The organism is Pedobacter sp. Bi27, assembly GCF_918698255.1.
GTDB lineage: Bacteria > Bacteroidota > Bacteroidia > Sphingobacteriales > Sphingobacteriaceae > Pedobacter.
This window is the reverse complement of record NZ_CAKKMW010000006.1, coordinates 78676-91889: the sequence shown is the minus strand read 5'-3', so window position 1 is coordinate 91889 and position 13214 is coordinate 78676. Positions and strand designations below refer to the sequence as shown.

Sequence of the window (13214 nt, the reverse complement as noted above, 5' to 3'; positions counted from 1 at the left end):
GCCGCCCACCAATGACCAATGAACTGATGACTAATGAACCAACTGCTCTAATATGCTGCCGTAAACTGCTCCTGGTGGTGTGCCTTATTTTCCAGCTCATCGGCAATAACGATTGCTAAATCTTCTACCGATAAAATAGAACGGCCTTCTTCATTAAAAACAGGGCTTGTTTTACCCAAGCGGTATTTCCCTGTACGACCGGTGGTGATGCCCTGGTGCATTTCAATAGCCGGACTAAAAAATAACCAATCTAATTCCTTCTCCTGTTTTAGCGTATTGAAATAATCTCTTACCGCTGTTGCACCTGGCTTGTATTCGGCAGGGAAGTTCGGTCCGTCTACAATTTGGTGACCATCAATCTGCAAGGTACCCGCTCCGCCGATAAAAATGTAACGTTTAACGCCCGATGCTTTTACTGCAGCCTGAATAGCCTCTGCTCCCTGTACAGTATCATTATATAAATTCGGATTGGTCCAACCTGCGTTAAAAGCACTTACCACTGCGTCGGCACCTTTTAAAACCGCTGCTAATTTTTCAGTATCCAAAACATCGACTGCGATTTTACTTACCTGATCATTGTTATTTTCAATTTTAGCGGTATCGCGTGCAATGGCGATCACTTCGTTTCCACGACTTACCAATTCGTTTAAAATGGCTTTGCCTACAAATCCAGAGGCTCCAATTAATGCTACTTTCATGTTATTTAATTTTTAAAATTTATTAATCTAATTAAAATTGTAATATTTTTTGTTACAGTTATATTCAAATTTTTTTATTTAAAACTTGCACTAAAATCTTTTAATGTTTTAGCTGATAAACTTTTAACCAAAGCGGTTTCGGCTTCATCATATAAATCGTTTAAGTGTTGGGTAATCTGCCTCCCTACCGGACAATTGGGATTAGGTTCATTTTTGCTTTCGCCTAACAGTTTTTTCTGTTTAACAGCCCAATACACATCCCCCAGGTTAATATCGGCAGGACTTTTTGCCAAAGTAGAGCCTCCGCCCTTCCCTTCTTTGCTCTGCACAAAACCATGTTTATGCAGGTTGGCCAATTCTTTTCTTACCAAAACAGGATTACAGTTAATGCTTCCGGCAATATATTCAGAATTCAATAGTTGCCCCTTCACCTGATCGAGCAGTGTAAGGATGTGAAGCGATATAGAAAAATGACTGCTGTTCATACTGTAACTATTTTTATTACAGAACAAAGGTATAAATATATTTTCTAATACAAAAATGTTAAATCTTTATTCCTAATTCATCTAAAGACTATCTTTGTCGCTGAACGTGCCCTTAAATTAAAATCTTGAAAAAGTTCCTAAAAATATTCGCGATTACGATCGTTTCCTTAATAGTTTTTCTAATTGTCGTTCCCTATTTAATTCCGCAGACCATTACCAAAGAAATCACACAGGTTATTAATAAAAACATAAAAGGTGAGGTAAAGTTTGAAAGCACCAACATTTCCTTTTTCAACCATTTCCCTTCTTTAACTTTAAACCTGAACAACTTCTTACTAAAAGGTTCTGCCCCGTTTCAACAGGATACGCTCATTTACACCAAAAAGTTAGCCCTGGCCATAAACCTGCTTTCGTTATTCTCTAAACAGATTAAAATTGATCAGTTCTATTTAGACGATGCCCGCATCAATATCCTCAGCGATGAAAAAGGTCATGCGAATTATAATGTCTACGAAAGCAAAAAGGAAAATACGCCGGATACCAGCGAAAGCAATACTGCAATAAAAATTGAAGGGATTTTCATCAACAACAGCAACCTTACTTACAGCGACCGTTCAATTCCTATGCTCATCAGGACCAAAGGGCTTACTTATACAGGAAAAGGCGACCTCAGCAATGCGATATTTGACTTAAAAAGTAATCTTTCTATCAATGAAATGGATGTTTATTATGCCAATACCCCCTATTTGATCAAGAAAAAAATAAATGCCAATCTGATCACAAAGGTGAATACCAACTCCCTTAATTTGATTTTCGATGAAAACAATTTAATGATCAACTCGCTTCCAATCCGTTTTGTTGGCCATTTTTCATTTTTAAAGGATGGTTACGATATCGATTTCAGAACCAGGGCTAAAGAAACAGATTTACAGAATATTTTCACTGCACTACCTTCAGAAATTGCCGATAAACTGGAAAAAACAAAGGTTAAAGGTTATGCAGAGATTGATGCTTCTTTAATCGGGAAATACATTGCCGCCACCCACAGCATGCCTACACTTTCGTTTAACATGAAAGTAAGAGATGGCTCTATTTCTAATCCAAATGCGCCAGAACCAATCAGCAACTTGTTTTTAAATTTAAAAACAAAACTCCCTGGCTTGAATACGGATAGCCTATTGATTAATATGGATAGTCTTTACTTCAATATCGGAAAAGATTACGTGGCCTCGGTTACAAAAATAAAGGGTTTTAAAGAACCCGAAATCTACACAGATACCCGCTCGAATATCGACTTAGAAAAATGGGCAAAAGTTGTTAATCTTGATGCCTTACAACTAAAAGGCAGATTGAATATGAACATTAAGGCAGATGGAAAATACAGCAAAAAAATTGTCCGCTCTGGCAAAAGGCAGGTTGATACGGTAATTGCAACCGTACCTAAGTTTTCGTTAAAAGTAGCCTTAAACAATGGCTACTTTAAATATGCTGCTTTGCCCATTGCTGTTAATAAAATCAATTTCGATGTGCTAGGTTCAAATACTGATGGAAATTACAAAAGCACTAAATTAGCTATCGAGAACATCGATATCCAGGCCTTAAGCAATTATATTAAAGGTTATGCAAAATTACAGACCACAGAAAATATGCCTTTAACTGTTCAACTTAGATCGATAATCAATTTTGCCGACCTGAAGAATATTTACCCGATAAAAGGTTACGAACTGAATGGTTTACTGAATATTGACCTGCAAAGCAATGGCCCTTTCAATAAAGCGAAAAAGCTTTTTCCTGTTACCACCGCGACCATTAAACTTAACAATGGTAGAATAGTGACAGGAAACTTTAATTATACCATGGAAAACATCCAGGTTGATGCCGATTTAACCAACAACGATGGTACGCTGAAAAACACCAGATTAAACATTAAACCCATTTCCTTTCGAATGGGCGGGCAGCCTTTTACACTGAAAGCCAATGTGCATAATTTCGAAAATATTACTTATAGTGTTTCATCAAAAGGCACCATAGATATTGGTAAAATGTATAAACTGTTCGGGGTAAAAGGTTATCAGGTTAACGGTTTAATTTTCGCAGATGTTTTATTTAAAGGCTCACAAAGCGATGCAATGGCCCGCAGATATAACAAATTACAAAATAGCGGTAGTTTAGGCATTAAAGACTTAAATCTCCAATCGGATTTATTCCCTAAAAGCTTTTTAATCAAAAACGGTGTATTCTCTTTTCAACAGGATAAAATGAATTTTGATAAATTCAATGCCACCTACGGGCAGTCTGATTTTCAACTGAATGGAAGCTTAAGTAATGTAATTAATTACGTTTTAAATGAAAAAGCCAGGCTTACCGGCAATTTCAAATTGATCAGTAAAAAAATATATGCTGATGAATTTATGGTCTATGCAGACAAGGCACCTAAAACAGCTTCAACTACAGCAAACGGTGTGATCATTATTCCTGATAATCTGAATGTTAATTTTGCTGCAAATGTTGCTGACGTCATGTACAATGGTTTAAATATCAAAAATGCAAAGGGAACAATGTTATTAAATAATGGAACACTTGCCCTAAAACAAACAGGTTTCAATATTGCTGGTGCACAGGTTGATATGGATGCGAATTACAAGAGCACAAGTACAAAAACTGGCTTATTCGATTTTCACCTTACTGCTAAAGAATTTGATATCGACAGGGCTTATAAAGAAATTAAGCTATTTAGAGAGATGGCCAGTTCGGCATCGAAAGTAAAAGGCGTGGTTGGCTTAGATTATCAACTCACAGGAAAACTGAATGCAGAAATGTTTCCGGTATATCCATCGTTGAAAGGCGGAGGTGTGCTGAGCTTAAAAAAAGTAAGTTTAATGGGCTTCAAAATGATGAATGCCGTGAGTAAAGAAACAAAAAGAGACAGTTTAACCAATCCCGATTTATCTGATGTTCAGATAAAATCAACCATCAAAAACAATATTATCACCATCGAGCAGACCAAAATGAAGGTGGCAGGTTTCAGGCCACGTTTCGAAGGTCAGGTGAGCTTCGATGGCAGGTTAAATTTGAGCGGTCGCTTAGGCCTCCCTCCTTTTGGTTTATTTGGCATCCCATTGAGCATAACGGGCACACAGGAAAAACCGATTGTGAAACTAAAAAGAAATAAAGAAAGCAAGCTCGAAGAAACGGGAGAAAATAAATAGCATTATCAACAAAGGACAAAGCCTTAAAGGTTGTTGTATTGCTTTTCCAAAAAGCTAAGGCAAAACCACGGGCTTATCCTATTTGACATTCCAGCTGAAAAAAGCCTTTAAATTTCGTACTTTTGCAGCCGAAATGATTTCAATAAATAATTTAACCTTCCTGATTGGCTCAAGGGCCCTATACGATGACGCGAACTGGCACATTAAACCTGGCGACAGAGCTGGTTTAATCGGCGCCAATGGAACAGGAAAATCAACACTTTTAAAAATAATTGTAGGCGAATATGCACCAAGTTCGGGTACTGTTTCCATGTCTAAAGACCTGAAAATTGGCTACCTAAACCAGGATTTACTTTCTTACGATTCGCACCATAGCATTTTGCATGTGGCCATGGAAGCTTTTGAGCGCCAAAACCAATTGCACGATGAGATTGAGGAACTGCTTAAAAAAATCGAAACGGATTATAGCGAAGAGGTTTTATTTAAGTTAAGTGATAAACAGCAAGAGTTTGAAGCCTTAGATGGCTATAACATCGAATACAGGGCAAACGAAATTTTGGCTGGTTTAGGTTTTAGTACAGCAGATCAATTGCGCCCGTTAAATACCTTCTCAGGAGGTTGGCGGATGCGTGTAATGCTGGCTAAAATATTACTGCAAACGCCTGATATCCTATTACTGGATGAGCCTACCAACCACATGGATTTACCTTCCATTAAATGGTTGGAAAACTATTTAATGGGCTTTGAAGGTGCCATTGTAATCGTATCTCACGATAGGTACTTCTTAGATAAGATTGTAAACCGTACAGTCGAGTCGCGCAAAGGAAAATTAACCGTATACGCAGGCAACTATAGCTTCTATGTTGAAGAAAAAGCATTACGTGGCGAAATCCAAAAGGGCGAATTTAAAAACCAACAGGCTAAAATAAAGCAGGAAGAGCGTTTAATTGAGCGTTTTAAAGCGAAGGCGAGCAAGGCTAAAATGGCGCAATCGCGGATGAAAGCTTTAGATAAGATGGAGCGTATTGATGATGTAGATGATGATAATCCGACCGTAAATTTCGCTTTCAAATTTTCTAAACCATCGGGCAGGCACGTGGTGCGTATAGAACACGCCAATAAGAGCTATCCAAATGTGCACATTTTAGATGATGCAGAAGGTGTAATTGAAAAAGGTGATAAAATAGCCTTGATCGGTGCAAACGGTAAGGGTAAATCTACTTTATTGAGAATGATTGCCGGAACCGAAAAATTTGAAGGTTTCTGCGAAACTGGTCATAATGTTACCACCACTTTCTTTGCACAGCATCAATTAGAATCGCTGCATTTAGAAAATTCGATTTTAGAAGAATTACAGGCATTTGCCCCAAAACATAGCGATACCGAATTACGTAGTATTTTAGGTTGCTTCCTTTTTACGGGCGATGATGTTTTCAAAAAAATCAAAGTGCTTTCGGGAGGAGAAAAATCGCGTGTGGCCCTGGCCAAATCATTAACAACAGATTCAAATTTCCTGATTCTGGATGAGCCTACCAACCACTTGGATATCCAATCGGTTAATATTCTGATCCAGGCTTTAGATCAGTTTGAAGGTACTTTTATTGCCGTATCCCACGATAGGTATTTCTTAGATAACGTAGCCAACAAAATCTGGTTTATCGAAGGCGGAAAAATTAAACAATACCCTGGTACTTATGCCGAATATGAAGAATGGAATAGCAAAAGAATAATTCCTGTAGCTAAACCTATTCCGGTTAAAATGCCAGAGAAACAAAAGGAACAGCCAAAAGTTGTTACGCCAAATACGGCCAACCAATTAAAAAAGCTGAACGACGAACTGCAGAAAACAGAAAAGCTGATTACAGAACTGGAGCAGAACGTTAAAAATATTGAAGCAGAATTGGCTGACGAGAATGTTTACGCCAAAGCCGATAAATTAGCTGAAGCCAACAAACGTTATTTAGCAACAAAACAGGAGTTAGATGCCAGCCAAAATAAATGGGAAAGTTTAGCTGCTGAGATTATGGAGTTGGAAGGATAGTTTTAACCCCATTAAAGCATATTTAAAGCCACAGAAATTCTGTGGCTTTTTTTGTTGCCACGGAAGCACAGAACACGGATAACAACATTTAAGACTATGTCATGCTGAGGCACGAAGCATCTGCAACCTAAGTGTGTTAACGGATGCTACCATCTGACTTTGTTTATGAATTCATCATTTAGTGCCAGATAGCAATATCTGACACCACAAAAAGATTTCTCGACTGCGCTGTACTCCTCTACCATTGACGTTATTTGGTAATTATTATTAATCAGGGGTTTATTGTTTATGCATTCCACCCAACTAGGCCATAGCACCATATCTTCGTTCTACTTAAATCCGGCCTAATAAATTTTTCGGGCTCCACTGAACCAGCCATCCCACTTGCTTCGAAAGAAAAATTTTCAGCCGGTGTTTTTTGTTTCTTTTTGACAGCAAAAAGAAAGAGCCAATCGGCGGCGGTGAGCCGAGGCAAGGTTGAGCCAAGGGGCAATAACCAAATATATACGTCATTCATATTGATTTTTATACAATAAATTAGCCCTCGAAATAACGGCACACGGGGAATCTTCCGTGTCCATCCGTGCTTCCCTGGCAACCATCCACAATTCGGTTTTGCCACTTCCCAATAAAACTTTACTTTTAGCCATGCAGAAAATATTAATTCCGATTTTATTTTTCATTTCTACCCTGGCCTTTGCGCAAAACGACAAAACGTTTACCAACGGGAATAAAATTTATCTTCCAAATATTAAAACTGTACTTTGCTATAACAGCAATAAAGAGCAGAGCCTACCTGTAATTATGCTCAATTCGTCAGAAACGATCACTTTTTCATTCGACGATTTACTTGCAGGCACCAAAAACTACTGGTATACCATAGAGCACTGTACCGCAGAATGGGAGACTTCGAAAATCTCGAGCATCGATTATTTGGGGAGCTTTAACGACGACCGCATCATCAATTACCGCTATTCTTCCAACACCACAAGAAAATACACTCATTACGAAATCAGTTTACCCAACACTCAAATCCAACCAAAAATTGGGGGTAATTATGTGTTAAAAGTTTATTTAAATGGCGATAAAAACCAACCTGTTATTTCGCAACGCTTCTACATCCTCGATAGTCAGGTTGCCGTAGCAGCAGAAGTAAACAATTCCATGCAAGTGGAAAACAGGAACTACAAACAAAAAATCAATTTCACCATTAACCATGCTTTTCCCATCCCAAACCCCTACCAGGATATAAAAGCAGTAGTGATGCAAAACTTCAATGCCAATACGATCCAGGTGAATACTAAACCATCTTTTGTAAGACCAAACCAATTGGTTTATAACGACCTCAATACGAATGATTTTTGGGGAGACAACGAATTTCGAAAATTTGATACAAGGAGTTTGCGTTACAAGGCTGATAATGTTAAAGATATTTATCGCGATAATCAATCCGTAAACGTGATGCTTTTTCAGGATGCGCCCAGAACTGTTGGTGCATTTGCCAATCAGTACGATGAAAACGGAAACTTTTTTATCCGCAATACCGATGGACGTGACGATAAAACAGAAGCAGAGTACATGAGTGTTTTATTTACATTAAATGCTCCGGCACCCAGCCCGAATGGCGATGCTTATGTTGTTGGCCGGTTTAACAATTATACCATGAGCAATGAAAATAAACTGTTATATGATGCCAACAGGAAACAGTTTTACGGTAATGTTATACTTAAACAGGGCCTATACGATTATGAGTTTGCCTGGTTTAATAAAGACACCAAGGTAATGGAAACCAAACCTTTCGAAGGTGCATTCTTCCAGACCGAAAACAGCTACCAGATCTTTGTTTATTATCGCCGCCCCGGTGCGCGATGGGATACGTTGATTGGTTATACCAACCTGAGCAATAAGGTTACCGATAGAAGATAAGTCAGCTTTCAATGATGATGCATCAAAATGCAAGGAAATATAGGCTTATGACCTCATATTCTTGATGTGGCAAAAGACCTTTCACCTACTCTTAGACAATTAATTATACTAAGATTGACTTAAAAGATCTTCGCCAATTAGATCCTGAAACAAGTACCATTGACAGAATCTATAGAAAGGTCGTCATTGCGAGGAACGAAGCAATCTTAAAGCGCACGCTAGTAGCGATCGTTGTAAGATTGCTTCGTCGGCTGAAAAAGCCTTCTCGCAATGACGATTCCTCGTAGCCTATTACTCCAAAAAAGATCCTCTGTCATCTTTATTGATTTTTACAAAATAAATTATCCCTCAAGATGACGATAGCTTTAATTGTCAGTTTGACTTTTAATGTTACATTTCTTACCTTTATTGTTACATAAGTTTTCTTTGTTTTAAATGTGGTTATTTACTTTAGTGTTTCAGAAAGTAACCAGATAAACACTTAGAAAACAAGTGTATCTAACCAAAAATTATGTTTAAAAAGTTAATTGCCGTAGCATTAATCTCCTATCCTTGTGCACAGATTTCAGCACAAACTTCTAGTGACTCGTACACACAATCCATTAATGGAACAAAATTAAAATTCGATATGCAGGCTATACCAGCAGGCAAATTTAAGATGGGAAGTAAAACAGGCAAACCTGATGAACAACCCGTTCACGAGGTTAAACTCGATGCTTTCTGGATTGGAAAACATGAAGTAACCTGGGATATTTTCGAACCTTTTCTTTATCGCGATTACGAAAAACAAGCCAGCACAAGTGCTATTCCAGCTGAAGTGGATGCGGTAACCAGACCTACAAAACCCTATCTCGATATGACTTTTGGCATGGGCAAAGAGCACCAGCCAGCGGTAGCAATGACACAATATAATGCCATCCAGTTTTGCAAATGGCTTTATGTGCGTACAGGTATTTTTTACCGTTTACCAACAGAAGCCGAATGGGAATATGCCTGTAAAGCAGGTACAGAAACCAATTATTCTTTTGGCAATGATGCAACCAAATTAGGAGATTATGCCTGGTATAAAGACAATAGCGACAATAAAACGCATCAGGTAGGGCAAAAAAAACCAAATGCCTGGGGATTATTTGATATGCACGGAAATGTTAGCGAATGGACTTACGACCAATACATCGCTGATTTCTATAGTCAAAGCAAGGATAAAATTGCAGAAAACCCTGTGGCAGTTCCCGAAAAACTCTACCCCAATGTAGTTCGTGGTGGCTCTTATGATGAAACGCCAAACAACCTGACATCAACAGTTAGGTTAGCGTCTGATCCATCATGGAAACAATTAGATCCACAGATTCCGAAAAGCAATTGGTGGTTCCCCGAAGCGCCATTTGTAGGCATGCGTTTAGTACGACCAGCTAAAACGCCATCAAAAGCCGAAATTGATGCTTATTACAATAAACAACCTATAAAAGACTTTTAACCGACACTATCTAACCAAAATAAAAACTAAACACATGAAAAAACCAATCAACCAACAAGATCGTCGCGATTTTTTAAAAGCGACAGCAATGCTCGCAGGCGGTGCAATGTTAAGCACTATCCCACTGGCCGGAGCTTATGCTTCAGGATCAGACACGATTAAAATTGCCTTAATTGGCTGCGGCGACCGTGGAACAGGAGCCGCTTTCCAGGCCTTGAGCACTAAATTCAACATTAAACTGGTGGCTATGGCCGATGCTTTTCAGGATCGCCTGGACAGCAGTTACCAATCGCTAAGCGGAAAATTTGCAGCAAAGATGGATGTTCCAAAAGAACGCCAGTTTGTAGGTTTCGATGCTTATTTAAAAGCCATTCCATTAGCCGATGTAGTGCTATTAACAACTCCTCCGGGCTTCCGCCCGATCCATTTCGAAGAAGCGGTTAAACAGAACAAACAAGTTTTCATGGAAAAACCTGTTGCTGTAGATGCACCGGGCATTAGAAAGGTATTGGCCGCAGCCGAAGAAGCTAAAAAGAAAAAATTAAATGTTGTAGTAGGTTTACAGCGCCGTTATCAGACCAACTATCGTGAGTCGATGAAACGCATTAACGATGGCGCCATTGGCGATATCATGTCTGGTCAGGTATACTGGAACAGTGGTGGCGTTTGGGTACGTCCGCGTAAAGCAAACCAAACCGAAATGGAATACCAAATGAGAAACTGGTATTATTTCAACTGGTTATGCGGCGATCATATCGTTGAGCAACATGTACACAATATTGATATTGCCAACTGGATAAAAAATGGGCATCCGGTTTCGGTACAGGGAACAGGTAGCCGTGCCTGGAGAACAGGAAAAGATTACGGAGAGATTTACGATAACCACTCCATCGAATTAACGTATGCAGATGGCGCGGTAATTAATAGCCAATGCCGACATTTCGAGGGTATCAGTAACCGTGTGGATGAATCTTTTCAAGGTACCAAAGGCAAAATTTATCTTTCAGGCAGCAATCAGGCCATTATGAAAGATTACAGTGGCAAAGAACTATATAACCACAATACCAAAGGAAACGCAAATCCTTACCAGACAGAACACGACGAACTGTTCGATGCAGTTTCTAAGGGAGAATATAAATTCAGTAATGTAGACTATGCTGCAACCAGCACATTCTCTGCAATTATCGGTCGTTACGCTACTTACTCTGGTCAAACCATTAAATGGGACGAGGCTTTAGCTTCGAACATCAGTTTAATGCCGGAGCGTTTTGCATGGGATGCGAACCCAAGGTTAATGCCTGATGAAAAAGGGCTATACCCTATCGCCATGCCCGGACAAGCAAAGGTGATCTAAAACTAAACTGATGCGTTATAGGTTTTTGCTTTTCCTTTTACCACTGATTTTTGCTTTCTCCTTGAAAAAAGAAGTGAGGCAATACAAAATCAATGGTTATGCACAGGGAACCGATTATGCTATAATGTACTATGCCACTGATAGTTTAGCCACTAAAACAGGTATAGATAGTTTATTAAATGAAATTGATTTATCGATGTCGCTTTACAAAAAGGGATCATTGATAAATCAATTTAATGCGGCTAAAAAAGAAATCAAAACCGACCGTTTTATAAACGATGTGCTCAAAAGGAGTTTCGAGATCAATCGGGATACAAAAGGTGTTTTCGATATTACGGTTGCTCCATTGGTACAGGCCTGGGGTTTTGGGCCAAAAGAGGCTAAAAACGAGCCCGATCCGGCAGTCATTAAATCGATACTCGCCTGCATAGGCATGAAAAACCTAAAATTAAAGAATGGTTTATTAAGCAAACTAAAGCCTTGCGTGCAGATCGATTTAAACGGAATTGCCCAGGGTTACAGTGTTGATTTAATTGCCGATTATCTCGAAAAAAAAGGAATTAAGCAGTACGTGGCCGAACTGGGAGGCGAAATTCGGATTTCAGGACCTAAACCCAATGGCGAAACCATGAAAATCGGTATTGAAGGCCCGGATAAGGACGGAACGCCGGTAATCAGGCATATTGCCGCCATCAACTCAGGAGCAATCACCACCTCTGGTAACTATCGGAAATTTCACCAGAGCGGAAAGAAAAAGATTTCACATCTGATCGACCCCAAAACAGGTTATCCGCTGGATAATGAAATGATCAGCGTAACAGTGTACGCTAATGATGCCATTACAGCCGATGGCTACGACAATGCCTTGATGGCCATGCACCTTAAAGATGCCATCGCCTTCGTAGAAAGCAGAAAAAGCCTCGAAGCTTATTTTGTATACCATCAAAAAGATGGCAAAGTGGCTGATACCTTAACTACAGGGTTCAAAAAATTAATTACACATTAATATCTATCCGTTTAAAACCAAACCGATGAAAAGAAGTGAATTTATAAGAAACAGCTTATTCACTGCTGGCGCAATTGCCACTGGAGCAGGAATTAACAATACTTTTGCAGCTGAAAAGCATAATACATTAAGTGATAAGGTTTTTAACATGGATTATGCCCCACACCAGGGCATGTTCGAAAACCATGCGGGCAAAAGTTTTTTAGATCAGATCCAATTTATGTACGATAAAGGTTTCCGATCTATCGAAGATAATGGCTACTTAAACCGCTCAGTAGAAGAACAGGAAAAAATTGGAAAGCTATTGGCGAAACTGGGTATGCGCATGGGCGTTTTTGTGGTAGATGGTGGCGATAACTGGAAAACCTCTTTAACCACAGGCAAAAAGGAATTTAAAGACAAATTTGTAGAAACCTGCAAAAAATCGGTTGAAGCGGCAAAACGTTGTAATGCAAAATGGCTTACCGTAGTACCTGGGTTTTATGAACGCAACCTGCCTTATGGCAATCAATTTGCCAATGTAATTGATGCCATGCGTGCCGGAACCGAAATTTTTGAGCCCCACGGTTTGATTATGGTTTTGGAAACCTTGAGCGATACCCCGGAGCTTTTCTTGCAAAAAACAAATGAAACCTATGCCGTTTGTAAAGCGGTTAAAAGCCCTTCGTGTAAAATTCTTTACGATATTTATCATATGCAGCGAACAGAAGGCGACTTAATTAAAACCATCGACCGTTGCTGGGATGAAATTGCCTACATCCAGATTGGTGATAATCCGGGCAGAAAAGAACCTACAACCGGAGAAATCAATTATAAAAACCTATTCAAACACCTGCATAAAAAAGGTTATAAGGGTGTGATGGGCATGGAACATGGCAATTCGAAAGGCGGAAAAGAAGGCGAACTGGCTGTTATTTCTGCTTACAGGGCTGAGGATAATTTTTTGTAGATAATGTTCAAAGAAGCGTCGTCATTGCGAGAAGGCTTTTTCAGCCGACGAAGCAATCTTAAAACGATC

The 13214-nt window shown here is 39.2% G+C and carries 11 protein-coding genes; 7 read left to right on the top strand and 4 right to left on the bottom strand.

Annotated elements, in window-relative coordinates; translation table 11 throughout:
* Positions 1 to 47: 47 nt before the first annotated feature.
* Together LQ227_RS19630 and LQ227_RS19625 are read right to left on the bottom strand one after the other, a co-directional pair.
* A complete protein-coding gene (locus LQ227_RS19630; protein WP_230144889.1) occupies positions 48 to 698 on the bottom strand; it encodes an NAD(P)-dependent oxidoreductase in 651 nt (216 codons plus the stop codon).
* A gap of 74 nt (positions 699 to 772) precedes the next feature.
* The gene (locus LQ227_RS19625) at positions 773 to 1183 is read right to left on the bottom strand and encodes an Rrf2 family transcriptional regulator (protein ID WP_230144888.1); all 411 of its coding nucleotides are present in this window, start codon (positions 1181 to 1183) and stop codon (positions 773 to 775) included.
* A 125-nt stretch (positions 1184 to 1308) separates the two neighbouring features.
* Here LQ227_RS19625 and LQ227_RS19620 point away from each other — a divergent pair, with 125 nt between their 5' ends.
* Positions 1309 to 4392, top strand: coding sequence for an AsmA family protein (locus LQ227_RS19620; RefSeq protein WP_230150645.1), 3084 nt, complete (start codon positions 1309 to 1311; stop codon positions 4390 to 4392).
* A 133-nt stretch (positions 4393 to 4525) separates the two neighbouring features.
* Positions 4526 to 6433 (top strand): ABC-F family ATP-binding cassette domain-containing protein, encoded by a 1908-nt coding sequence (locus tag LQ227_RS19615; RefSeq protein WP_230150644.1) that lies wholly within the window; start codon positions 4526 to 4528, stop codon positions 6431 to 6433.
* A 286-nt stretch (positions 6434 to 6719) separates the two neighbouring features.
* Here the strand turns inward: LQ227_RS19615 and LQ227_RS19610 are convergent, their stop codons facing one another.
* Positions 6720 to 6950 carry a hypothetical protein gene (locus LQ227_RS19610; protein ID WP_230144885.1) on the bottom strand — a complete coding sequence of 77 codons (231 nt, stop codon included), beginning with the start codon at positions 6948 to 6950 and terminating at the stop codon, positions 6720 to 6722.
* Positions 6943 to 7083, bottom strand: a complete 141-nt coding sequence (locus LQ227_RS19605) for a hypothetical protein (RefSeq protein WP_230144884.1) — start codon at positions 7081 to 7083, stop codon at positions 6943 to 6945. Before LQ227_RS19605 ends, LQ227_RS19610 begins: the two co-directional genes overlap by 8 nt.
* Here LQ227_RS19605 and LQ227_RS19600 point away from each other — a divergent pair.
* The 5 genes from LQ227_RS19600 to LQ227_RS19580 all read left to right on the top strand — a co-directional run bounded on the left by LQ227_RS19600 (position 7082) and on the right by LQ227_RS19580 (position 13145).
* The gene (locus LQ227_RS19600; RefSeq protein WP_230150643.1) at positions 7082 to 8359 is read left to right on the top strand and encodes a DUF5103 domain-containing protein; all 1278 of its coding nucleotides are present in this window, start codon (positions 7082 to 7084) and stop codon (positions 8357 to 8359) included. The genes LQ227_RS19605 and LQ227_RS19600 overlap by 2 nt on opposite strands.
* 511 nt (positions 8360 to 8870) lie before the next feature.
* The gene (locus LQ227_RS19595; protein WP_230144882.1) at positions 8871 to 9836 is read left to right on the top strand and encodes an SUMF1/EgtB/PvdO family nonheme iron enzyme; all 966 of its coding nucleotides are present in this window, start codon (positions 8871 to 8873) and stop codon (positions 9834 to 9836) included.
* A 34-nt stretch (positions 9837 to 9870) separates the two neighbouring features.
* Complete coding sequence (locus LQ227_RS19590; protein ID WP_230144881.1) at positions 9871 to 11190, top strand: Gfo/Idh/MocA family oxidoreductase; 1320 nt, start codon at positions 9871 to 9873, stop codon at positions 11188 to 11190.
* A gap of 10 nt (positions 11191 to 11200) precedes the next feature.
* The gene (locus tag LQ227_RS19585) at positions 11201 to 12196 is read left to right on the top strand and encodes an FAD:protein FMN transferase (RefSeq protein WP_230144880.1); all 996 of its coding nucleotides are present in this window, start codon (positions 11201 to 11203) and stop codon (positions 12194 to 12196) included.
* Positions 12197 to 12221: 25 nt separating this feature from the next.
* Positions 12222 to 13145 (top strand): hydroxypyruvate isomerase family protein, encoded by a 924-nt coding sequence (locus LQ227_RS19580; RefSeq protein ID WP_230144879.1) that lies wholly within the window; start codon positions 12222 to 12224, stop codon positions 13143 to 13145.
* Positions 13146 to 13214: the final 69 nt, after the last annotated feature.